This window comes from Kitasatospora sp. NPDC001660 (genome assembly GCF_053596725.1).
The window spans coordinates 42822-64351 of the sequence record NZ_JBSFGU010000018.1; the positions used below are offsets into that span (position 1 = coordinate 42822).

Below are 21530 nucleotides of genomic sequence, written 5' to 3' on the forward strand. Positions count from 1 at the left end.
CCCGCCGACGGCGCACGCCGCCGACCGGTCGCACCCGCACGAACCCGAAACAGGAGCACCCATGATCCCCAGACGCGCCCTCGCGGTCGGCGCCGCCCTGCTCACCACCGTCGGCCTCACGTCGTGCAGCGGGGCAGGCGGAACCGGCGGCGCGCACTCGATCAACGTGCTGATGGTGAACAACCCGCAGATGATCGACCTCCAGAAGCTGACGGCCGACTACTTCACGAAGTCCACCGGCATCACGGTCAACTTCACGGTGCTGCCGGAGAACGACGTCCGCCACAAGATCACGCAGGACTTCTCCAGCCAGTCCGGCCAGTACGACGTGGCGACCATCAGCAACTACGAGACGCCCATCTTCACCAAGAACGGGTGGCTGGCGCCGCTGACCCCGCGCGCGAACGCCGACGCGGCCTTCGACCAGAACGACGTCCTGCCCGCCATCCGCACCTCGCTCACGGTGGACGACCAGATGTACGCCGAGCCGTTCTACGGCGAGTCGTCGTTCCTGATGTACCGCAAGGACGTCTTCGCGGCCAAGCAGCTGACCATGCCCGACAAGCCCACCTGGCAGCAGGTCGCCGCACTGGCCGCGCAGGTGGACGGCGCCCAGCCGGGCATGAAGGGCATCTGCCTGCGCGGCCAGCCCGGCTGGGGCGAGCTGACCGCCCCGCTCACCACCGTGGTGAACACCATGGGCGGCACCTGGTTCGACAAGGACTGGCACGCGCAACTGACCAGCCCCGCCTTCCAGAAGGCCACCTCGTTCTACGTCGACCTGGTCCGCTCCCACGGCGAGGCCGGCGCGCCCGAGGCCGGCTTCACCGAGTGCCTCAACAACCTGGAGCAGGGCAAGACCGCCATGTGGTACGACGCGACCTCGGCGGCCGGCGCCCTGGAGACGACCGGCTCGCCGGTCGCGGGGAAGATCGGCTACGTGCCCGCCCCGGTGGAGCAGACGGCCGGCTCGGGCTGGCTCTTCACCTGGGCCTGGGGCCTGCAGAAGGCCGGCAAGCACCAGGACGACGCCTGGAAGTTCATCTCCTGGGCGTCCAGCAAGCAGTACGAGCAGCTGGTCGGCGCCCAGTTGGGCTGGTCCCGCGTCCCGGCCGGCAAGCGGACGTCCACCTACGCCACCCCCCAGTACCTGCAGTCGGCCTCGGCGTTCGCCCAGCCCACGCTGACCGCCCTGCAGTCCGCCGATCCGGCCGACCCCGGCGTCCAGCCGCGCCCGGCCCCCGGCATCCAGTTCGTGGGCATCCCCGAGTTCGAGGACCTGGGCACCCAGGTGTCCCAGCAGATCAGCTCCGCCATCGCGGGCCAGATCAGCGTGGACCAGGCACTGGCCACCAGTCAGGGCCTCGCCGAGAAGGTCGCCGCCGCGCACGCCAAGTAGCGGCCACCACGAACGACATCCCCCATCCGGTGGCCCCCGGCTGACACCGCGCCTCCCAGCCGGGGGCCACCCGCACCCGAGGGACTCCCATGAGCACAGCCTCCCTACCCGACTCCTTGCAGGCCTCCGTGGCCGGCCGCGGCCGCACGGAGCCCACCGGGCGACGCCCGCGCGGGGCCTGGGCGCGCCGCGCGCCCCTGCTCCCCGCCCTGATCTTCATGATCGTGGTCACCCAGCTGCCCTTCGTGGGCACCCTGGCGATCTCCTTCATGCGGTGGAACGCCCTGGACCCGGCGGGCCGCGGGTTCGGCGGGCTCACCAACTACGCCCACGCGCTGACCGACCCGGCGCTGCGCACGTCCATCCTGACGACCGTCGAGCTGACCGTCACCGTCGTCGCCGTCAGCCTCCTGCTGGGGCTCGGCGCGGCGCTGCTGCTCGACCGCCGCTTCCTCGGCCGAGGCCTGGTGCGGACGATGCTGATCACGCCGTTCCTGGTGGTGCCGGCGGCCTCCGCGCTGCTGTGGAAGCACGCGCTCTACAACGCCTCCTACGGCCTGTTCGACGGCCTGCTCACGGCGGTGGCCGGCGACGACGCGCCGCAGCCGGACTGGCTGTCCAGCCTGCCGCTGCTGTCGGTGGAGGCCTCCCTGGTGTGGCAGTGGACGCCGTTCATGATGCTGATCCTGCTCGCCGGGCTGCAGAGCCGCCCGCTGGACGCCGTTGAGGCGGCACGGGTGGACGGCGCCAACGCCTGGCAGATCTTCCGGTACCTCACGCTGCCGCACCTGCGCCGCTACCTGGAGCTGGCCGCCCTGCTCGGCAGCATCTACGTGGTGCAGAACTTCGACGCGGTCTTCACCCTGACCTCGGGCGGCCTGGGCACCGCCAACCTGCCGTACACCGTCTACCGGACGTTCTACGAGGGGCACGACTACGGCCAGGCGTCGGCGGACGGGGTGATCGTGGTCGTGCTGACCACGCTCATCGCGACCCTCGCGCTGCGCACCGTCCTCTCGCTGTTCCGCGAGGAGAGCCGCTGATGACCACCACCCGGGTGCGCCGCACCAACAGCCTGCTCGGCCTGGTCGCCTGGCTGGTCGGCCTGCTCTTCCTCCTTCCGTTCGCCTGGATGGTGCTCACCTCGCTGCACAGCGAGCAGGACGCCGCGACCAACCCGCCGAGCGTGGCCGCCCCGCTGACCCTCCAGGGCTACCGCGAGTTCTTCGGTGCCGGGACGGGGATGAGCCCCTGGCCGCCGCTGATCAACTCGCTGACCGCGAGCGTGGTGTCCACCCTCCTGGTGCTGGCCCTGGCCACCCCGGCCGCGTACGCGCTGGCCATCAAGCCGGTCCGGAAGTGGACCAACACCCTGTTCTTCTTCCTGAGCACCAAGATGCTCCCGGCGGTGGCGGCCCTGCTGCCCGTCTACCTGATCGCGCAGAACGCCGGCCTGCTGGACAACATCTGGCTGCTCATCGTCCTCTACACCTCGATGAACCTGCCGATCGCGGTGTGGATGATGCGCTCCTTCCTCGCCGAGGTGCCCAAGGAGATCCTGGAGGCGGCCGCCATCGACGGCGCCGGTCTGCCGGCGGTGCTGCTGCGCGTGCTGGCGCCGGTGGCCGCTCCCGGCATCGCCGCGACCGCCCTCATCTCCTTCATCTTCAGCTGGAACGAGCTGCTGTTCGCCCGGGTCCTCACCGGCGTGGTCGCCGGCACCGCACCCGTCTTCCTCACCGGCTTCGTCACCAGCCAGGGACTCTTCCTGGCCAAGGTCTGCGCGGCCGCCGTCTGTGTCTCCCTGCCGGTGCTCGTCGCCGGTTTCGCCGCCCAGGACAAGCTCGTCCAGGGCCTCTCCCTTGGAGCCGTCAAGTGAAGGCAGTCGTCATCAGCTCGCCCGGTGTGCTCGGCATCGAGACCGTGGACGACCCGACGCCCGGCCCCGGCGAGGTGGTGGTGAAGGTCGCGGCCTGCGGCCTCTGCGGCACCGACCTGCACATCCTGGAGGGCGAGTTCGCCCCCAGCCTGCCGCTGGTCCCCGGCCACGAGTTCGCCGGGGAGGTCGTGGCGCTCGGCGCCGGGGTGACGGACCTCGCGGTCGGCGACAAGGTCGCCGTCGACCCCTCGCTGTACTGCCACGAGTGCCACTACTGCCGCCTCGGCCGGGACAACCTCTGCGAGCGGTACGCCGCCATCGGCGTCACCACGGCGGGCGCCGCGGCCGAGTACGCCGTCGCCCCCGCCGCCAACTGCGTCCGGCTGCCCGAGCACGTCGGCGTCGAGGACGCCGCCCTCATCGAGCCGCTCTCGTGCGCGGTGCGCGGCTACGACGTCCTGCGCGGCAGGATCGGGTCCAACGTCCTCATCTACGGCTCCGGCACCATGGGCCTGATGATGCTGGAGCTCGCCAAGCGCACCGGCGCGGCCTCGGTGGACGTCGTCGACCTCAACGACGAGCGCCTGGCCACGGCCCGCCGGCTCGGCTGCGACCGCACGGCCGCGGGCGCCGCGGAGTTCGACCAGCCCCGCGGCTGGGACGTGGTGATCGACGCCACCGGCAACGAGCACGCGATCCAGGACGCGCTCGGCCGCGTCGGCCGGGGCGGCACCTACCTGCAGTTCGGCGTCGCCGCCTACGCGGCCCGCGCCGTCATCGAGCCGTACAAGATCTACAACCAGGAGATCACCATCACCGGCTCGATGGCCGTGCTGCACAGCTTCGAACGCGCGGCCGCGCTCTTCGCCGCCGGGGTGCTGGACCCGGAGGTCTTCATCAGCGACCGCTATCCCCTCGCCGACTACGCCACCGCCCTCCAGCGCTTCCGGGCGGGCCAGGGCCGGAAGATCCTGGTCACCCCGTGACCGACCACACCCTGCTCCCCCCTGCCGACCTCGCAGCCCCGTCGCCGGCCGCCCCCGCCCCGACCGGCTGCGCGCCGGCCGTCCTGGTCGTCGGTGAGGCGCTCGCCGACGTGGTCGACACCCCCGACGGCCGGCGCGCCCACCCGGGCGGCAGCCCCGCCAACACCGCCCTCGGCCTGGCGAGACTCGGCCACCGGGCCCAGCTCGCCACCCGGCTGGGCGACGACGCGTACGGCTCGATGATCCGCGACCACCTGGCCCGCGACGGCGTGACGCTCACCCCCGACGCGGTCGACGCCCGCCCGACGTCCACCGCCACGGCCGTCCTCGACGACGAGGGCAGGGCCGCCTACACCTTCGACATCCTCTGGGACCTGTCACCGACGGTCACCGAACTGATCGGAGAGCAGTCCTTCGGGCACCTGCACGCCGGTTCGGTCGCCGCCCTCCTCGAACCGGGAGCCGCCGGGGTGCTCGCCCTGGTCCGCGGGGCGCCGACGGCCGCGACGATCTCCTACGACCCCAACCTGCGGCCGGCGCTCCTGGCCGCTCCCGGGCGGGAGCGGCCCCGGGTGGAGCGGCTGGTGGCGCTCAGCGACGTGGTCAAGGTCAGCGACGAGGACCTCGACTGGCTGTACCCCGGGGAGGACGCCCAGGAGATCGCCACCGCGTGGGCGCGTCGCGGCCCCGCGCTGGTCGTACTGACGCGGGGCGCCCTGGGGGCGAGCGCCCACTGGCGGCACGGCCGCCACGACGTGGCCGCCATCCCGGTCGAGGTCGCCGACACCATCGGCGCCGGTGACGCCTTCATGTCCGGCCTGATCAGCGGGCTCCTGGAGGGCGGGCTGCTGGGCGCCGGTCGCTTCGGGCTGGTCAGGGCGACCAGCACGGAGCAGCCGTCCCCCGCGCTGGTGGCCGCCCTGGAGCGGGCCGCCCGCGCGGCGGCGCTCACCTGCGCCCGCCACGGCGCGGATCCGCCGACCCGGGCCGAGCTGGCGGCGTTCGGCCTCTGAAGCCGGTCCCGGCGGGCGTCACGCCTGGCGGCCCGGGTTGGGGAGCAGGCGCCGTACCACGGTGCTTTCGCCGAGCGGGACTTGGCGCCCGGTGAGGAGTTCCCTCACCGGGCCGCCGCCGGCCTCCCGACCGCAGGGGGTCGGGACGGGCTTGAGGTCGAGGTTGCTCATGTGCGGGTCCACCACCGTACGGAGCAGGGCCGACGAGGGCCGTTCGTCAGTGATCGTCCCTCACGGCGCCGGGAACCCGCACCCGCGACGCGGGCTCAGTGCTCGCAGGCCCACCAGGCGTCGGCGCCGGCCTTGGACGCCAGTTCGCGCAGGTTGCGGACGGCCTCGGCCGGATCCTCCGCGCCGTAAACGGCCGAGCCGGCGACGAAGACGTCCGCACCGGCCTCGGCGCAGCGCTCGATGGTGCTCGCGGAGACGCCGCCGTCGACCTGGAGCCACAGTTCGAGGCCGTGCTTGGCGATCAGCTCCCGGGTGCGGCGGATCTTCGGCAGCATGATGTCGAGGAAGGCCTGGCCGCCGAAGCCGGGCTCGACGGTCATGATCAGCAGCATGTCGAGCTCGGGCAGCAGGTCCTCGAAGGGCTCGATCGGCGTGCCGGGCTTGAGGGCCATGGACGCGCGGGCGCCCTTGGCGCGGATCTCGCGGGCGAGGCGGACGGGCGCGGCGGCGGCCTCGACGTGGAAGGTGACGGAGCCGGCGCCGGCCTCGACGTACTGCGGGGCCCAGCGGTCCGGGTCCTCGATCATGAGGTGGCAGTCGAGCGGGATGTCGGTGGCGCGCGCGAGCGACTCGACGACGGGGACGCCCAGCGTGAGGTTGGGTACGAAGTGGTTGTCCATGACGTCGACGTGCAGCCAGTCCGAGCCCCGGACGGCCTCGGCCTCCTCGGCGAGGCGGGCGAAGTCCGCGGACAGGATGCTGGGGTTGATCTGCGCCATTACCAATACCTTCACACGAGGGCTCGGGCGCCACCGTAAACGGGCACCTCGTCCCATCATCTCCCGTGCCGGCACCGGCCCGCGCACCCCGCGTCGCCCGCGTGACCGTCATCACACCCCTCGCAGGGTTGCCGCGGCCGCCGCCGTGGTCATCAGCACTGGAGCGACGCCCAGACCCGTCCCACCCCCTTCCAAGGAGGGTCCGCCGATGGCCGATCTCGTTCACCCCGCCCGCTCGCTGTGGTGGCTCTTCGAGCCGGTGCACTCCGTCACCTCCTTCTCGCCCGAGGGCCGGGCGGCCTTCGAGGCGGCCGGGCTGCGGGGCGGGTGGCGCGGCTACTTCGCCGGCCGGTCGGCGCCGCTGGGCGCGGTGGACGCACCGCCGGTGATCGCCGCGTTCTTCAGCTTCGCGCCGGCGGTCGTCGAGCGCGCGGTGCCCGAGGTGTGGACGCACGCGAGCCCGGAGCGGGCGCTGGCCGCCCGGATCGAGGGGTCGTCCGCGGCACTGGCCCGGGTGCTGGAGCACGTCGACCCGAAGCAGGTCGAGCTGGCCGCCGGCGCGCTGGAGCGGGCGGCGGCGCGGCTGGACTGTGCCGGGCGGGTCCTGGCCGCCGCGAACGCCGCGCTGCCGCGGCCCGCCGACCCGTACGGGCGGCTGTGGCAGGCCGCGACCGTCATGCGCGAGCACCGCGGGGACGGCCACGTGGCCGCGCTGGTCGCGGCCGGGCTGGACGGCTGCGAGGCGCTCGTCATCCGCTGCGCGATGGACGTGCGGCGCGAGGACCTCCAGCCGCGACGCGGGTGGACGGACGAGGAGTGGAAGGCCGCCGGGGAGCGGCTGGTCGAGCGGGGCTGGCTGACGGCGCAGGGCGCGGTCACCGAGCTCGGCCGGATCCGGCACCAGTCCCTGGAAGCCGCCACCGACCTGGCCGCCGCCCGGGTGTGGGAGGACTACCCGCGCAGCGAACTCGACCGCCTGGCGGCCGCGTTGAAGCCGATCTCGGCCCTGTGTCGCGGCGAGCTGCCGGTCGACCTGCTCGGACTGCCGAGCGTCAGTCCGTAAGGGCGCCACTGCGCGGAGACGTCACCCGGCAGCGCCCCCGGGCGCGCCGAGGACGATTCCCCGCCCGGCGTAGAAGCGCCCGAACTCCGGCCACGGCACGTGTGCGAAGGCCTGCGATCCGCCCGGGAACCCGGACGGGTTGTGGATCACCAGCGCCGTGCTCGTGGCGCCCACCGCGAGCACCAGGTGCCCGCCCCGGCGGGCCGGTCCCGGTCCGCCGGGCTCGCGGATCGACGGGTGCACCGACAGCATCGGCAGCCGCCCGCCGGCCACCTCGGCCGCCACCTCCGCGGGCGCCAACTCCCGCGCCTCGGCGGCCAGTCCCCACCGCTCCCGGACGTAGGCGGCGAACGGCGTGTGGATCAGCCCGCGCAGGCCGTCGCCGTCCCGGACGTACGCGCCCGCCGCCTCGCACTCCCGGGCGAGCGCGAGCGCCGAGGGCGCGAGCCCCCACCAGAAGTCGAGCGCCATGCGCAGGCAGGCCACCCCGCACAGCCGCCACGACCACCACGCGTACTCCTCCGGCGTGACCGCCCCCGACTGCCCCCACCGCGGATCGTCGGCGGCGTCCAGCCCCCCGCCGATGATCTCGCGCACGAGCTCCGCCGACTCCCACTGCGCGTAGTACGGCACCTCGTGCACAACCGCCTCGTCACCCATCCCCCGACGCTCTCACGCCCCAGCGGGCCGCGCGACCGGCACGGGCCCCGCCCCGGGTCGAAACCACCGGGGCGAGGCCCGCCCGGACGCCTACCAGGCGTAGTCCTCCGGGGCCGGGCGGTGGCCCGGGAAGAGTTCGTCGAGGCGGTCCAGCGTCTTCCGGTCGAGCTCGACGTCCACGGCTCCCACCGCCGCGTCGAGGTGCTCCAGGGTGCGCGGGCCGATGATCGGGGCGGTCACGGCCGGGCGGCTGAGCAGCCAGGCGAGCCCGAGGTCCGCAGGGTCGACGCCGAGCTCGTCGGCGAGGTCCTCGTAGGCCTGGATGCGGTCGCGGTGGACGGCCAGGAGGTCGCTGGCGTGCGCCAGTGCGCCCCGCACGCGGGTGCCCTCGCGCTCCTTGCGCAGCACGCCGCCGAGCAGTCCGCTGCGCAGCGGGGACCACGGCAGCAGGCCGAGGCCGTAGTGCCGGAGCGCCGGCACGACCTCCAGCTCGATCGTCCGGTCGAGAAGGTTGTAGAGGGACTGCTCGCTGACCAGGCCGAGGAAGTGGCGGCTGCGGGCGGCCTCCTGGGCCTGGGCGATGTGCCAGCCGGCGAAGTTGCTGGAGCCGACGTAGATGATCTTGCCCTGGGCGACCAGGACCTCCATCGCCTGCCAGATCTCCTCCCAGGGCGTGTCCCGGTCGATGTGGTGCATCTGGTAGAGGTCGATGTGGTCGGTCTGCAGGCGGCGCAGGCTCGCCTCCACCGCCCGGCGGATGGCGAGCGCGGAGAGCCTGCCCTCGTTGGGCCACTCCCCCATCGCCGCGTAGGCCTTGGTGGCGAGGACGGTCCGCTCGCGGCGCCCGCCGCCCTGGGCGAACCAGCGGCCGATGATCTCCTCGGTGCGGCCCTTGAGGTTGCCCTCGCCGTCGCGGCCGTAGGCGTTGGCGGTGTCGAAGAAGTTGATGCCCCGGTCGTGGGCGGCGTCCATGATGCGGTGGGCGTCGGACTCGTCGGTGTGCGGGCCGAAGTTCATGGTGCCCAGGCAGAGGCGGGAGACGGTCAGGCCGGTGCGGCCGAGGTGGGTGTACTCCATGGCGTCCACCTTCGGCCGCACCGGCGCGGGTGTCCAGCACCTGCACGGAACCGGCGGGTCAGCGCCGGTGCGCCTTCGCCGGACCGGCGGGTCAGCGCCCGTGCGTGGCGAACTTCCGTACGGCCAGCGGCATGCAGAGCACGAGCAGGATCGCGCTCCACAGCAGCGAGGCGAGCACGGCGTGCTGCATCGGCCAGGCGTCGCCGGGCGCGGAGGGGTTGCCGAACAGGCTCCGGCTCGCCTCGACCACCGAGCTGATCGGGTTCCAGTCGGCGACGGTCCGCAGCCAGCCGGGCATGCCGCCGGTCGGCACGTAGGCATTGGTGATCATCGCCAGCGGGAAGACGGCGACGGAGAGTTGGCCGGCGGCCTCCTCCTTGCCGACGGCGAGCCCGAGGCACGTCCCGGCCCACGTCATGACGAACCGGAAGAGCAGCAGCAGCCCGAACCCGCCCGCCGCGTCCGCACCCCCGTGTCGGACGCGCCAGCCGGCGGCGAGGCCGACGAGGGCGAGCAGCGCCAGGACGACGACGCTGACCAGCAGGTCGGCGAGGGTCTGGCCGAGCAGGAGCCCGGTGCGCGAGACCGGCATCGAGCGCAGCCGGTCGGTGACCCCGCGCCCGGCGTCGCGGGCGGCACCGACCATGGTCGGCATGATGCCGTTGGTGGCGACCATGGCGAACAGGCCGGGCATCAGGAACTCCCGGTAGTCGCCCCCGCCCGGCACCTGCATGGCGCTGCCGAAGACGTACCCGAAGACCACCACCATGACCACCGGCACGCCGAGCGAGGCGGCCAACAGGCCCGGCGAGTGGCGGTAGTTGAGGAGGATGCGGAGCATCGACGTCCAGGTGTCGGAGAGCAGCCGGGACGGGCCGGTGACCATGGGGGCCGCAGGGGCCGCGTGCGTGGCGGCCATCAGGCGGCCCTCCTCGAAGTGGTGGCGGACTCCCGGGTGAGCGCGAGGAACACGTCGTCCAGCGAGGGCGCCCGGACCGCGACGTCCTCCGCGACGACCCCCTGTGCGTCCAACTCCCTCACCAGCGAAGGAAGCAGGACGTCGGCGCCCGGCGGCGTGACCACCGTGACCAGGCGTTCGGCGATGTCCACCTGCGCGTCCCCGCCGGACAGCCGGGACAACACCACGGCAGCGGGGGCGAGTTGGCTCACGTCGGCAAGGGTGACGGACACCCGGCTGCCGATCCGCGCCTTGAGCCGGGCCGGCGGGCCGGTGGCGATCGCGGCGCCGTGGTCGACGACGACGATGTCGTCGGCGAGTTTGTCGGCCTCCTCCAGATACTGGGTGGTGAGCAGCACGGTGGTGCCGTCGTCCGCCAACTCCTTGACGGTGTCCCAGATCTCCTGGCGGCTGCGCGGGTCGAGCCCGGTGGTGGGCTCGTCGAGGAAGAGGACCGGCGGGCTGGTGACGAGGCTGGCGATCAGGTCGAGGCGCCGCCGCATGCCGCCGGAGTAGGTGCGGACGAGCCGGCCGCCGGCCTCGGCGAGGCCGAAGCGGTCGAGCAGTTCGTCGGCCCGGGCGCGGGCCCTGCGGCCGCCGAGGTGGTGCAGCCGCCCGAACAGGTGCAGGTTGTCGCGCCCGGTGATGCCCTCGTCGACGGCGGCGTGCTGCCCGGCCAGGCCGATGGCGCGCCGGACGGCCTCCGATTCGCGGGTGACGTCGAACCCGGCGACCCGGGCGGTGCCGCGGTCGGGGGCGACGAGGGTGGCGAGGACGCGGACGGCGGTGGTCTTGCCGGCGCCGTTGGGTCCGAGGAGGCCGCAGACGGTGCCGGCGGGGACGGTGAGGTCGAGGCCGCACAGGGCCTCGGTGGTGCCGAAGCGTTTCGCCACGCCCGCCATCTCGATGGCGGGCCCACGGCTGTCGGACATGACTGTCTCCACCCTTCTCTAGGTACAGCGTACGTAGAAGCGCACGCACGCGCATCGTACTACGTACGCCGTACGTATCTAAGATGGGAGACCGAGGTGATCTTCAGTGCCGTCCAGCAAGACCCCCAGCAGCCGCGAAACCCCGCGCACCGGCGAGTGGCCGACGCCGCCCGAGGCGCCCGAACTGATCTGGCTGCGCCCCGAACGCACCGGCCGCGGCCCCAAACCGGCCCACAGCCGCGCCTCGATCGCCGACGCCGCGGTCCGGATCGCCGACGCGGAGGGCCTGGACGCCGTCTCCATGCGCCGGGTCGCGGCCGCACTCGGCGCGGGCACCATGTCGCTCTACAACTACGTGCCGAAGAAGGAGCACCTGCTCGACCTGATGCTCGACGCCGCCGCCGGCGAGTACGACTACGGCACCCTCGCGCCCACCGGCGACTGCCGCGCCGACCTCCTCCGGCTCGGCCACGAGCAACTCGACCTCTGCCGCCGCCACCCCTGGCTGCCCGCCCTGGTCCTCGCCCGCCCGGGCATCGGCCCGAACGCCCTGCGCTACACCGACCACTACCTGGCCGTCACCGCCCCGAGTGGCCTCGGCGGCGGCGCCCGGATGGAGGCGATGGCCCTGTTCAACGGCTTCGTCTGCCAGTACGCCCAGTACGAGCAGACCGCCGCCTCCGGCGCCAAGTGGCAGGCGGAGCTGGCGGGTTACCTCGTCCAGGCGGCGGCGAGCGGGGCCTACCCGAACCTCGCCGCCGCCTTCGCCACCCCCGGCCCGCCCGCCGACCCGGCCACCGCCTTCGACCGGGCGCTCGACCGGGTGATCACGGCGATACTGACACCCGCGCCGTGAACCACCCGGCCGCCCTCCCGCGTGCGGTCAGGCACCCGGAGCGCGGCGCGGTCCTTGACGCTGCCGCCGGCGTTGAGGAGACTCCGCCTTCGCGCAGCCGGGCGCGGCGAGCCCTGCCCCGAGGCGGGCGAGGCGGAACAGCGGCGTCCCGCCGATCGCGTCGAGTACGGATTCGCGCACTGCGGCCGCGTGCGGCTCCTTTCGGTCGATGTCCGACCGAGGCTTCTCGAACACCGGGCCCGGCAGCCGCGCGGCCACACCGCGGATCTCCTGTCATCGACCTTCCCGTAAACCATGATTGACGATACGTCAATCATGGCAACCGAACCCGTTCACACTCCGGGCTCTCCACACTAGGCTGCATGGGCATGATCGGGCCCGGCGCGGCCGTCCGGGCGCTTTCCGTCGGCACGACCACAGGGAGAGACGCGCGATGAGCGAGCTGGTGTACCCGTCCGATCCCGGTCTCAACGGGCAGGGCGTCGGCGCCGCCGAGCGGACGCACGCGGCGAACGGCTTCGACCCGGCCACCGCGGACCGGCAGTTGTCCCACACGCCCTGCCGCGTCGCCAAGCCCCTGTTCAACACCTACCGGCGCAGCGGCTTCCAGACCGTCTCCGGCTTCCTGGACACCACCTGGGCCTACGACGCCCGCCTCGACCCGAACTCCCAGGACCTGGGCGGCGGCCCGGGGGCGGACCTCACCCGGCTCGACGCCGCGAACGGCGCCTTCGACGGGATCGTCCTCGGCCTGACCGGCATCGTCGGCGACGAGGGCGGCCTGGGCGCCGCCACCGCCCAGGCGGCCCGGGACTTCGGCATCCCCGCCTCGGAGCACGGCGCCGTGACGTTCGCCGACGCCTGGAGCGCGGTGGCCGCCCACCAGGGCTACGGGTTCGACGGCTGGATCTCCAACGACTACCCGGCACTGTTCGACCAGCGGCACGCCCAGGGCCTGCTCGGCGCCGCGCGCCGCCTCAAGGAACGCAACCCGGACCTCACCGTCGGTCTGCACGTGGGCGGTTGGGAGCTGAGCCAGGCCTTCCGCACCATCGTGCACGACGCCGCCGCCCGGCAGCGGTTCGCCGAGTCCGTGGTGCGGATCTTCGAGTCCTTCCCGATGTTCTCCGCACTCCACCTGGACTGGCGCTGGCCCGGCCTCGGCCGGGACGCCACGGACTACGCCGCACTCGTCGGCGAGACGAGGTCCGCCCTGACCGCCGCCGGCCTGCGCGCGACGATCGCCGTCGCCGCGCCGGCCTCCGTCACGCAGCTGAAGGCGCTCAACGTCCCGGTCCTGGTGGAGGAGGGCGTCAACCGGCTCGACCTGATGTCCTTCGACCTCTTCGGCAGCCCCTGGTCCCCCGGGCTGGGCCACCACGCCTCCCTGCGCCGCGACCCCGCCGGCGGTCAGGCGGACTGCATCGACGACGCCGTGACGTACCTCCTCCACCAGGCACGGGTGGACTCCCGCCGCATCCACCTCGGCTACGCCACCACGACGCGCAACGCCCGCCGGGCCCGGATCGACAACGTCTCGCCCCTGCGGGGCACTTACGACAACGGCACGGGCGACGCCGCCGGGTCCTTCCGGCCCGGGGTGACCCACTTCGCCGACGTGCTGCGCAACTACCTCGATCTGGAGGACGGCCGCGGCCGCAACGGTTTCACACTGCACACGGACACCGCCGCCGACGCCGACTTCCTCCACAGCCCCGACAGCGGCCTGTTCCTCTCCCTCGACACCCCGCGCTCCGTCCACGCCAAGGCCGCCTACGCCCGCGCCCGCAACCTCGGCGGCCTGTTCGCCGAGCACGCCGCGGCCGACCCCGGCCTGCTCACCAACGCGGCCCGCGAGGGCCTGGGCCACACCGCCACCACGACGGTCGTCGACATGAAGCCGCTCTACGTCACCGGCCGCAGTGCCTGACGGACGCCCCGGTCCCGCACCCCTGAGCCCCCAACCCCCGCACCACTCCCGGCAAACCGATCGCGCCCCCATCCCCGGTCCCGTACCGTGGAGCGGTCGATGATCTTGGGCGAGGGAAGAGACTCACCATGCAGCAGTACCAGGGTTGGGCCGACGAGCGCTTCGGCCCCGTCGCGGACGTGTTCGCCCGCAACTTCGCCGAGTTCCCCGAGCTCGGCGCCGCCGTCATCGTCTACGCGGGCGGTCGCAGGGTCGTCGAGCTGTGGGGCGGCACCGCCGACGACCGCACCGGCCGGGCGTGGACGCAGGACACGCTCGTTCCGGTCTTCTCCGTCGCCAAGGGCGCGGTCGGCATCAGCGCCCACCTCCTCGCGCAGCGCGGCCTGCTCGACCTCGACACCCCGATCGCCCGGTACTGGCCGGAGTTCGCGCGGCACGGCAAGCAGGACATCACCACCCGCATGATCCTCGGCCACCGGGCCGGCCTGCCCGCGCTCGACGCCGTGCTCCCGTTCGAGGAGATCGCCGCGTGGGAGCCGGTCGTCCGCGCGATCGAGGAGCAGCCGCCGCTGTGGGAGCCCGGCACCACGTACGAGTACCACGGCCACGTGCTCGGTTTCGCGGTCGGCGAGGTGATCCGCCGGATCACCGGCCTCACCCCGGGCGCGTTCCTCCGCAAGGAGATCGCCGAGCCGCTCGGCGGCCTGCCGGTCTGGATCGGCCTCCCGGAGGAGCAACTCCCGTGCGTGGCACGCCTGGTGGAGGCCGAGGGCCGCCGGCCGATGCCCGGCCCGGAGCACCTGCTCACCCGGATCGTGACGATGAACGGCGCGCTCGCCTTCCCCGGCCTCGACGTGCCGCACGGCTGGAACGACCCGGCCCTGCACGCGATCGAGCTGCCGGGCGCGGGTGCGGTCGCCTCCGCGACCGGCCTCGCGGCCCTGTACGCGGCGGCCGTCACCGGCCTCGACGGCGGCGAGCGCCTGCTCTCGCACGACACCGTGACCGACGCGGTGCGCGAAGTCTCCTCGGGCGCGGGCTTCCTGGGCTTCGACCTGGGCGCCCGCTGGGGCTCCGGCGTCCTGCTGGACTCTCCCGCCTTCCGCCCGCTGTTCGGCGCACGGAGCTTCGGCAACGACGGCGCGGGCGGCCAGTTCGCCTTCGGCGACGACGAGTTCGGCGTCGGCTTCGCGTACGTGGCGAACCGGATGATCGGCCACGGCGACGCCCGCGCCACCCGGCTGATCCAGGCGGTCCGCGGGTGCCTGGGGTGACGGAGTTCCTCGCCCGCCTCACCGAGCTGGCCGCCACCGGCGGCCTGGGCGACCTGCGCTACGACGCCTCGCTGCCCGAACTCGCGGCCCGCTACGGCGATCCGTACGACTGCGGGCCGATCCACAAGGGCACGCGCTGGCCGCACGCCTTCGGCTGGGGCGACGCGTGGACGGTGTTCTGCCGCTGCCGCCGGCTGCGTTCGTTCTCGCTCCCGGCCTGGCACGGCGAGCTCGAACTTCCCTTCCCCGACGGCGGGTTGCGCGCGATCGCCACGCACGTCACGGAATCCGCCCTGGTCGCCGCGCTCACCGCGGCCGGCTGCACGTGGGAGACGGTGACGTACGAGAACATCCCCGGCCAGCGCACCCTGGAGGTGGCGCCGGCCGAGGACGTGCGGGTCGCCTTCGTCCTCACCGACCGCGAGGGCCACGACGAACCGCCGGTCGACGACTGGCTGTTGAACAAGGTCGGCCTGTGGGGCTACGACCACCCCGACTGCCCCGAGCCCGAGCACACCGTGCCGGACGACGGCTGGGGCGCCTAGGGCCTGTCCTCACACTCCCGCCTGCGTGGCGGGAGTGTGAGGACAGGCCCTCGAACGGGGCTCCGGACCGTTCCACCCCCCACGCGGAACGGTCCGGAGGTTCCCAGGCACCCCGGTCACCGGAAGGCGACCGGTGCCGTTCCTAGTCGCCGAGCAGGAAGTCGTACACCGCCTGCCGGCCGATCCCGTTGGCCGCCCGGGTCTGCACCGAGTGCGACGCCCCGGGAACGACCACGACGCGCGGGTGGTGCGCCATCTCCGCCTCCCGGTACAGCCAGGCCAGCGGCGTGGACAGGTCGCGGTCGCCACCGAGCAGCAGCACCGGCACGTCGGGCAGCTTGTGGTGCTCCGACGGGGACGCCGGCACCTGCTCCTGCGGCCAGTCGAGGCACGTGAGCAAGGTGCCCGTCCCGGCCGCGGTGGCGGGGTCGAACGGCCAGGTGTCCGCGGGAGTCAGCTCGTCCCGGGCCTCTTCCAGCGCCGCCGCCCGCCCTTCGACCGGGGTGTCCTCGGTGCCCCACGGGAAGTGCCCGTCGGCGCACAGCGTGCTGGCGTGCAGGCCCTGGCTCAGGTACTCGGCGGACGCCGCGTTGCCCTGGTGCGCCCCGTCGATGTAGCGCTGGAGCAGGTCCGGCCGACCGGCGGCGGCCTCGTGCAGCGCCTCCGGGATCCCGTGGTAGTCCGGGTCGACGAACTCGAAGCTGGTGATCGCGTCGAGCACGTCGGGCCCGTCGTGGTAGCGGCGGACGGTCTCGGCGAGGTCGGCGGCCGGGTCGCTGGTGCACCCGGTGGCCGCGCAGGCGGCGGTGAGCACCCGGGCGGTGGCCTTGAGCGGGACGGGGTCGAGCGGGTCGTACCCCTGCTGCGGCACCACGGAGTCCAGCACCAGGCGGGCGACGTGCGCCGGGTGCGCCATCGCGTACCGCTCGGCGGTGAACGTGCCGTACGAGACGCCGTCCAGGGTGAGCCGCCGGTCGCCGAGGGCGCGGCGCAGCTGGTCGATGTCGGCGACGGTGTCGGCGGTGCTGTAGTACCGCCGGTTCGGGCCGAGGGCGGCCGCGCAGTCGGTGACGGCCTTCGGGGTGGGCGGGGTGAGGTCGGAGGCGCCCATCTGCTGCTGGAGCTCCGGGCATTGCAGGGCGTTGCCGCCGGTGCCGCGCTGGTCGAACATCACCAGGCGGTAGTCCTTGAGGACGGGCGCCAGCTTGGCGGCTATCCGGTCCACCAGCGGGACGCCGGGCTGGCCGGGGCCGCCGGTGAGGAACAGCAGGTCGCCCTTGGGCGCGTCGGTGTTGCCGCCGACGGCGACCCGCAGGTCGAGGGTGCCGGGGGTGTCGCCGCCGTGGTCGAGCGGGACGGTGAGGGTGCCGCAGGTGAAGCCCGGGCTGCCCGCACAGGGCGCCTGCCCGGTGAGCCCGCCGCTCGCCCCGTCCGCGGCGGCGACCGCCGGGGAGCCAAGCGTCGTCCCGGCGACCACCGCGACGGCGCCCAGCAGTGCGGCGACGCGGCCGCGCGTTCTCGTCATGTTCGTCCTTCCCGTGCCGGATGGCCCGCGTGCTCGCACCCACCGGTTCGAACCGACGACTCGTACGGCCGGCTCGTGCTGACGCGGTCGTGGAAAAGCTTGTGCTGCGGGGGCATCGCGGCGCGACGATTCCTGCGAGGATTCGAGCAGGTTCGAAACGTCGGCGCCCTGTACCGGTCACGACGTCGTCCTACGGGGGAAGGACACCGGTGATCACGCTCACCATCGACTCGGCGGGCCTGGCCCGCTCGCGGTTCGTCGTCTCACCGCTGCACGAGGCGGTCAACACGCTGATGTCGTCCGGCCTGACGTCCCGCACCGGCCCGTACGCCTGGGTGAGCCGGACCCGCCGGGTCCTGCGGCGGGAGCGGCTGGAACTGCTCGCCGGGCTGGCCCTGGACAAGGACGGCGGCTACCTGCCCGACTTCCTGTCCCCGCACCCGTCCGGCCCGGCGCCCGAGGTCGCGGAGCAGTTGGCGGCCGTCCGCGCCACGCCGCCCGAGCGCGTCCTCGGCGAGCTGCTGACCGTCCGGTACGGCCGCCCCGAGGCCGGCCTGACGGGCCGTGCGCTGTCGGACGTCGTCGAGCGGGCGCTGGACCGCGGTGCGACGTACTTCGCCCACCGGGCGGCGGACGAGCTGGGCCGCTACTGGGAGCTCGCGATCGCGCCGTACTGGCCGGACGCCCGGGCGGTGATGGACGCGGAGATCGACCGGCGGGGCCGCTTCCTCGCCCGCTACGGCACCGGGGCCCTGATCAACTCCCTTGCTCCGCAGCTCTCCTGGGCGGAGGGGCGGATCGAGCTGGAGAGCCGGTTCACGGTGGCGCTGCCGGCCCGGATGGTGCTGCTGATGCCGACGCTCGTGACGCGCCGGATCCACGTCATCCTGGATACGATCGACGGCGTCCACCGCGCGCCGACGCTGATGTACCCGGTCGCGGAGCGGCGGGTGGCCCGTCTGGAGCCCAGCCCGGCGCTGGCCCAGCTGCTCGGCCCCACCCGGGCGGACCTGCTGGCCGCCCTGGTCGGCCCGGCCACGACGGCGACGCTGGCCGACCGGCACTACCTGAGCGCGGGCACGGTCTCCTACCACCTGGGCGTGCTGCACCGGTCGGGGCTGGTGAGCCGGGTGCGCAGCGGCCGGGAGGTGCTGTACCGGCGGACGCCGCGCGGCGAGGAGCTGGCGGCGACGCGCTGAGGCGCTCGCGTCCCTGCAGCAGTCGTGTCACAGCGCGTGTCACAGCGCGTGTCACAGCGCGTGTCGCAGCGCGTGTCGCAACTCGTGTCACGGCAGGGCGCGCGGGAGTACCACCCGCACCCATTCCTCCGGCTGCGACAGATGCGGAGCGTGACCGGCACCCTTGTACAGGTGGCGCTCCGCCTTGGCCAGGGCGAGGTCGATCATGTCCAGGACCTCCCCGAACATCGGCGCGCTGTCGTCGCTCTGCGTGAGCAGCGCCGGATCGCCGTAGCGAGCGAGCCCGGCGAGGTCGAGGTCCAGGGCGTCCGGGTCACGCAGCTCGTCCAGGAAGGTGGGCGCGTTGCGGACGTAGGTGTGCCGGACGGGCGCCGGCAGCTGCGACCACGCGCCGGGGCCGAAGCCGATGGTGTCCACGTAGAGCTCGGCCGCCGCGGCCGACTCGGCCTGCTCCAGCAGCTCCCGGATGACGGCGATCCGGTCGGCGAAGGCCGTCCCGATCGGGCGCAGGTCCGGGTCGGCGAGCAGGATGCCGCTGCCGGGCGGCTCGTGGACGGCGATGCCGCGCAGGAGGTCGGCACGGGCGGCGGCCAGGCGCAGGGTGACGAGCGCGCCGTAGGAGTCCCCGCAGACGAACGCCGGGGCGAGGCCGAGACCCTGGATCAGGCCGGCCAGGTCGGCCGCGTCCTCGTGCACCGAGCCCTGGGTGAGCAGGTCCTCGCTGCGACTGTGGCCCCGGCGGTCGTAGCTGACGACGGTGGTGGACTCGGCCAGGCCCGGAACCACGTGGGCCCAGGTGTCGCCGTCGCTCCAGGAGCCGTGCACCAGGACGACACCGGGCCCCTCCCCGCGGGCCTCGTAGTGCAGCGAGACCCCGTTCACCCTGATCTCGGCCATCACGAGCCTCCCGGTCTCGGCGGTGCTCCCCCACCAGCCTGACACAACCGGCCTGCGGGGTCAGATCATCGGGCCGCGCGACGTTCGTCACCGAGCGTCACGGCGAGGAGGCCGCGCGCGGGCGTCGCGCTCCGTGACGACGGAGCGTCGATCGTCGTCGACCCGCACTGCCGGAAGATGCGCTACCTTGATCGACTGTCAGTCGGCCGACCGGCCACTCCCTGCACATGCGTATTCGGGGGAATACCACCATGCGTTCTCTGCGCGTCTCCGTCGCCGCCGGCGTCCTCGTGCCGCTCGCCCTGCTCACCGCCGCGTGCGGCCCCAACGACGACAAGTCCGGCGACACGACCGCCACGTCCGCGGCCACCGGGGGCGCGACCGGCGCCGCCACCGGCACCAAGGCCCCGGCGGGCGGCAGGGCCCTGACGCAGGACCAGCTCGTCAAGGCGCTGCTCACCGCCAAGGACCTCCAGGCCGACGAGAAGCGCTCGGCCACCGGCAAGACCGAGCCGCGCTACAAGCTCACCGCCGACAAGCCCGCCTGCCAGCCGCTGCTCGACCTCGCCAACGCCGGCAACGCGGCCACCCCGCCACCCTCCGCCACGGGCTCGTACTACGGGACCAACGGCCGCGAGTACACCCTCATCCAGCTGACCCAGTACGGCGCCGGCCAGGCGGCGAAGGCCCTGTCCTCGGCCGAGTCCGCGCTCGGCGGGTGCGCGTCCTTCAACGCGGCCTTCGGCGGCAAGGCCCCGTTGAGGGTCACCTTCAGCAAGGCCACCGCCCCGGCGGCCGGCGACGGGACCCTCGCCCTCAACGCCAACTTCACCGCCGACGACTGCGACAACGCCCCGTGCGAGGCGCGCAGCTACGTCGCCGTCCGCACCGGGGACGTGCTGACCCTGGTCTCCGACTCCGCGCTCGCCGACCCCGGCATGCCGGAGCAGGCGCTGGTCAAGAAGCAGCTCGACAAGGTGCAGGCCGCCGCCAAGTAGGCGGACGCACGCGCGCAGGAGGTCGGCCCGGTCGACTTCCTGCGCCGCCCTTCCCGCCTACCTCTCCCCCGCCGTCTCCTCCCACCGGCGCCCGATCGCCCGCAGGAGCGCCGGGTACACGCCGACGTACCGGAACGGCTTGATCGCCGCCATGTACGCAGTGCCGAGCAGGCCGTTGGGCTTCACCAGCACGGCCATCTGCCCGCGGTACCCGCCCGCACCGTCCGGGACCCAGCCGAGGTGCAGCACCGCGTGCACCGTCCGATTCGCCAGCTCGGCCGCCCACTCGTCGTGCAGCTGGTAGACCGACCGGAACGGCGCCGAGCCCGACTCGGGACCGCGCGGCGCCGCGCGCAGGTCCGCCGGCAGCCGGTCGCGGAGCGACGGCACCCGGGCACCCACGCCGGTGTCGGCGTCGTCCAGGCGCAGCAGGCGCCCGAGCGTCGACCGGATCGCGAAGAGCGCGCGGTACACGGGCGAGGAGCTGGCCTTCCCGGGCCCCTCACCGTCGATGAACTGGCCCACCAGGTACGGGAGGTCGTCGGGCCCGCCCGGCGTGGGCAGCGCCCACACGTCCTCCACGCGGAAGTCCCGGGTGATCTCGTGGATCCGCCACGGGCGCGAGGCGTGTGCGGTGCTGGGGAGTCTCATGCGTCGGCCCCTCCTCCGGGCGTCCGGCACGGACGCCCTGTCTATACGATGCCGTACAGACACAGGCTAGACTCATTTATACGGCAACGTATAGACAGGGCCCTGTGATCGTCGCGTGAGCCGTGCAAGCCGTGTGATCGGAGACACCCGTGGCCAACCCCCGCACACCGCGCGAGGCGTGGATCGTCGAAGGCCTCCGGGCACTCGCCGCCGGCGGGCCCGACGCCGTGCGCATCGAGGTCCTCGCACAGTCGCTCGGCGTCACCAAGGGCGGCTTCTACGGCTACTTCCGCAACCGGGACGCCCTCCTCGCCGAGATGCTCGACACCTGGGAGCACGCCGTCGCCGGGAACGTGATCGACGAGATCGAGCGCGGCGGCGGCGACGCCAGGGCCAAGCTCACCCGCCTCCACGCGATCGCCTCCACGGGCGGCGACCCGCTGACCGACATCGCCTCCGAACTCGCCGTCCGCGACTGGGCCCGCCGCGACGAGGCCGTCGCCGAGCGCGTCCGGCGCATCGACAACCGGCGCATGGCGTACATGCGCACGCTCTTCCGCGAGTTCTGCCCCGACGAGGACGAGGTCGAGATGCGCTGCCTGGTCAGCCTCTCCACCCGCATCGGCAACCAGTTCGTCGCCGCCGACGAAGGCCCGCGCAGCCGCGAGGAGGTCGTCGCCCTGACCCGGAAGTGGCTCCTGAGCTGAGCGGTCCTACGGCCGGCCCGCCACCCGCCGC

General features: G+C 73.6%; 21 protein-coding genes and 1 pseudogene. 13 read left to right on the forward strand and 9 right to left on the reverse strand.

Annotated elements, in window-relative coordinates; genetic code table 11:
* The first annotated feature begins 61 nt into the window (after positions 1-61).
* The 5 genes from ACWCXH_RS20680 (at position 62) to ACWCXH_RS20700 (ending at position 5277) form a co-directional block, all read left to right on the forward strand.
* On the forward strand, positions 62-1399 hold the full coding sequence (locus tag ACWCXH_RS20680) for an ABC transporter substrate-binding protein (protein ID WP_449802887.1): 1338 nt from the start codon (positions 62-64) through the stop codon (positions 1397-1399).
* 89 nt (positions 1400-1488) lie between these two features.
* Positions 1489-2442 (forward strand): carbohydrate ABC transporter permease, encoded by a 954-nt coding sequence (locus tag ACWCXH_RS20685; protein WP_449802888.1) that lies wholly within the window; start codon positions 1489-1491, stop codon positions 2440-2442.
* Entirely contained in the window at positions 2442-3278 is an 837-nt protein-coding gene (locus ACWCXH_RS20690) for a carbohydrate ABC transporter permease (protein ID WP_449802889.1), read from the forward strand. Before ACWCXH_RS20685 ends, ACWCXH_RS20690 begins: the two co-directional genes overlap by 1 nt.
* Positions 3275-4264 carry a zinc-dependent alcohol dehydrogenase family protein gene (locus ACWCXH_RS20695; protein WP_449802890.1) on the forward strand — a complete coding sequence of 330 codons (990 nt, stop codon included), beginning with the start codon at positions 3275-3277 and terminating at the stop codon, positions 4262-4264. Before ACWCXH_RS20690 ends, ACWCXH_RS20695 begins: the two co-directional genes overlap by 4 nt.
* Complete coding sequence (locus ACWCXH_RS20700; protein ID WP_449802891.1) at positions 4261-5277, forward strand: carbohydrate kinase family protein; 1017 nt, start codon at positions 4261-4263, stop codon at positions 5275-5277. The genes ACWCXH_RS20695 and ACWCXH_RS20700 overlap by 4 nt, the downstream gene beginning before the upstream one ends.
* A gap of 24 nt (positions 5278-5301) precedes the next feature.
* Here ACWCXH_RS20700 and ACWCXH_RS20705 read toward each other — a convergent pair.
* Both ACWCXH_RS20705 and rpe read right to left on the reverse strand, forming a co-directional pair.
* Positions 5302-5448, reverse strand: a pseudogene (locus tag ACWCXH_RS20705) (pirin family protein); the annotation flags it as partial.
* 95 nt (positions 5449-5543) lie between these two features.
* Positions 5544-6227 (reverse strand): ribulose-phosphate 3-epimerase, encoded by a 684-nt coding sequence (gene rpe / locus ACWCXH_RS20710; RefSeq protein ID WP_449802892.1) that lies wholly within the window; start codon positions 6225-6227, stop codon positions 5544-5546.
* A 208-nt stretch (positions 6228-6435) separates the two neighbouring features.
* Between rpe and ACWCXH_RS20715 the strand changes: the two genes are divergently transcribed.
* A complete protein-coding gene (locus ACWCXH_RS20715) occupies positions 6436-7290 on the forward strand; it encodes an SCO6745 family protein (RefSeq protein WP_449802893.1) in 855 nt (284 codons plus the stop codon).
* Between the two features lie 21 nt (positions 7291-7311).
* On the opposite strand, the gene ACWCXH_RS20720 is transcribed toward ACWCXH_RS20715, so the two are convergent.
* From ACWCXH_RS20720 to ACWCXH_RS20735, 4 genes are all read right to left on the reverse strand, one after another.
* Entirely contained in the window at positions 7312-7950 is a 639-nt protein-coding gene (locus ACWCXH_RS20720) for a C39 family peptidase (RefSeq protein ID WP_449802894.1), read from the reverse strand.
* A 90-nt stretch (positions 7951-8040) separates the two neighbouring features.
* Positions 8041-9027 (reverse strand): aldo/keto reductase, encoded by a 987-nt coding sequence (locus ACWCXH_RS20725; protein WP_449802895.1) that lies wholly within the window; start codon positions 9025-9027, stop codon positions 8041-8043.
* A 91-nt stretch (positions 9028-9118) separates the two neighbouring features.
* Positions 9119-9946 (reverse strand): ABC transporter permease, encoded by an 828-nt coding sequence (locus ACWCXH_RS20730; protein ID WP_449802896.1) that lies wholly within the window; start codon positions 9944-9946, stop codon positions 9119-9121.
* Positions 9946-10917: an ATP-binding cassette domain-containing protein gene (locus ACWCXH_RS20735; protein ID WP_449802897.1), complete on the reverse strand. Its 972-nt coding sequence runs from the start codon at positions 10915-10917 to the stop codon at positions 9946-9948. Before ACWCXH_RS20735 ends, ACWCXH_RS20730 begins: the two co-directional genes overlap by 1 nt.
* Positions 10918-11101: 184 nt before the next feature.
* On the opposite strand from ACWCXH_RS20735, the gene ACWCXH_RS20740 reads away from it, so the two are divergent.
* The 4 genes from ACWCXH_RS20740 to ACWCXH_RS20755 all read left to right on the forward strand — a co-directional run bounded on the left by ACWCXH_RS20740 (position 11102) and on the right by ACWCXH_RS20755 (position 15522).
* Positions 11102-11773 (forward strand): TetR/AcrR family transcriptional regulator, encoded by a 672-nt coding sequence (locus tag ACWCXH_RS20740; RefSeq protein ID WP_449802982.1) that lies wholly within the window; start codon positions 11102-11104, stop codon positions 11771-11773.
* Between the two features lie 433 nt (positions 11774-12206).
* Positions 12207-13703: a glycosyl hydrolase family 18 protein gene (locus ACWCXH_RS20745; protein ID WP_449802898.1), complete on the forward strand. Its 1497-nt coding sequence runs from the start codon at positions 12207-12209 to the stop codon at positions 13701-13703.
* Between the two features lie 128 nt (positions 13704-13831).
* Positions 13832-14977: a serine hydrolase domain-containing protein gene (locus tag ACWCXH_RS20750; protein WP_449802899.1), complete on the forward strand. Its 1146-nt coding sequence runs from the start codon at positions 13832-13834 to the stop codon at positions 14975-14977.
* Positions 14974-15522: a hypothetical protein gene (locus ACWCXH_RS20755; RefSeq protein WP_449802900.1), complete on the forward strand. Its 549-nt coding sequence runs from the start codon at positions 14974-14976 to the stop codon at positions 15520-15522. The genes ACWCXH_RS20750 and ACWCXH_RS20755 overlap by 4 nt, the downstream gene beginning before the upstream one ends.
* Before the next feature lie 142 nt (positions 15523-15664).
* On the opposite strand, the gene ACWCXH_RS20760 is transcribed toward ACWCXH_RS20755, so the two are convergent.
* Entirely contained in the window at positions 15665-17047 is a 1383-nt protein-coding gene (locus ACWCXH_RS20760) for an alpha/beta fold hydrolase (protein ID WP_449802901.1), read from the reverse strand.
* A gap of 209 nt (positions 17048-17256) precedes the next feature.
* Here ACWCXH_RS20760 and ACWCXH_RS20765 point away from each other — a divergent pair, with 209 nt between their 5' ends.
* Complete coding sequence (locus ACWCXH_RS20765; protein ID WP_449802902.1) at positions 17257-18246, forward strand: ArsR/SmtB family transcription factor; 990 nt, start codon at positions 17257-17259, stop codon at positions 18244-18246.
* An 87-nt stretch (positions 18247-18333) separates the two neighbouring features.
* Here ACWCXH_RS20765 and ACWCXH_RS20770 read toward each other — a convergent pair whose 3' ends face one another.
* Entirely contained in the window at positions 18334-19143 is an 810-nt protein-coding gene (locus ACWCXH_RS20770) for an alpha/beta fold hydrolase (protein ID WP_449802903.1), read from the reverse strand.
* Between the two features lie 251 nt (positions 19144-19394).
* Here ACWCXH_RS20770 and ACWCXH_RS20775 point away from each other — a divergent pair, with 251 nt between their 5' ends.
* Entirely contained in the window at positions 19395-20141 is a 747-nt protein-coding gene (locus ACWCXH_RS20775; protein ID WP_449802904.1) for a hypothetical protein, read from the forward strand.
* Between the two features lie 57 nt (positions 20142-20198).
* Here the strand turns inward: ACWCXH_RS20775 and ACWCXH_RS20780 are convergent, their stop codons facing one another.
* Positions 20199-20792 (reverse strand): DUF2867 domain-containing protein, encoded by a 594-nt coding sequence (locus ACWCXH_RS20780; protein ID WP_449802905.1) that lies wholly within the window; start codon positions 20790-20792, stop codon positions 20199-20201.
* Positions 20793-20941: 149 nt separating this feature from the next.
* Here ACWCXH_RS20780 and ACWCXH_RS20785 point away from each other — a divergent pair, with 149 nt between their 5' ends.
* Positions 20942-21499 (forward strand): TetR/AcrR family transcriptional regulator, encoded by a 558-nt coding sequence (locus tag ACWCXH_RS20785; RefSeq protein ID WP_449802906.1) that lies wholly within the window; start codon positions 20942-20944, stop codon positions 21497-21499.
* Positions 21500-21530 lie beyond the last annotated feature (31 nt).

Bases quoted from the DNA above. Each gene is read 5' to 3' on its own strand.
- rpe (WP_449802892.1), bottom strand. From the start codon at position 6,227: ATGGCGCAGATCAACCCCAGCATCCTGTCCGCGGACTTCGCCCGCCTC.
- ACWCXH_RS20680 (WP_449802887.1), top strand. From the start codon at position 62: ATGATCCCCAGACGCGCCCTCGCGGTCGGCGCCGCCCTGCTCACCACC.
- ACWCXH_RS20690 (WP_449802889.1), top strand. From the start codon at position 2,442: ATGACCACCACCCGGGTGCGCCGCACCAACAGCCTGCTCGGCCTGGTC.
- ACWCXH_RS20715 (WP_449802893.1), top strand. From the start codon at position 6,436: ATGGCCGATCTCGTTCACCCCGCCCGCTCGCTGTGGTGGCTCTTCGAG.
- ACWCXH_RS20780 (WP_449802905.1), bottom strand. From the start codon at position 20,792: ATGAGACTCCCCAGCACCGCACACGCCTCGCGCCCGTGGCGGATCCAC.
- ACWCXH_RS20750 (WP_449802899.1), top strand. From the start codon at position 13,832: ATGCAGCAGTACCAGGGTTGGGCCGACGAGCGCTTCGGCCCCGTCGCG.
- ACWCXH_RS20775 (WP_449802904.1), top strand. From the start codon at position 19,395: ATGCGTTCTCTGCGCGTCTCCGTCGCCGCCGGCGTCCTCGTGCCGCTC.
- ACWCXH_RS20745 (WP_449802898.1), top strand. From the start codon at position 12,207: ATGAGCGAGCTGGTGTACCCGTCCGATCCCGGTCTCAACGGGCAGGGC.
- ACWCXH_RS20685 (WP_449802888.1), top strand. From the start codon at position 1,489: ATGAGCACAGCCTCCCTACCCGACTCCTTGCAGGCCTCCGTGGCCGGC.
- ACWCXH_RS20720 (WP_449802894.1), bottom strand. From the start codon at position 7,950: ATGGGTGACGAGGCGGTTGTGCACGAGGTGCCGTACTACGCGCAGTGG.
- ACWCXH_RS20730 (WP_449802896.1), bottom strand. From the start codon at position 9,946: ATGGCCGCCACGCACGCGGCCCCTGCGGCCCCCATGGTCACCGGCCCG.
- ACWCXH_RS20770 (WP_449802903.1), bottom strand. From the start codon at position 19,143: ATGGCCGAGATCAGGGTGAACGGGGTCTCGCTGCACTACGAGGCCCGC.
- ACWCXH_RS20735 (WP_449802897.1), bottom strand. From the start codon at position 10,917: ATGTCCGACAGCCGTGGGCCCGCCATCGAGATGGCGGGCGTGGCGAAA.
- ACWCXH_RS20760 (WP_449802901.1), bottom strand. From the start codon at position 17,047: ATGACGAGAACGCGCGGCCGCGTCGCCGCACTGCTGGGCGCCGTCGCG.
- ACWCXH_RS20725 (WP_449802895.1), bottom strand. From the start codon at position 9,027: ATGGAGTACACCCACCTCGGCCGCACCGGCCTGACCGTCTCCCGCCTC.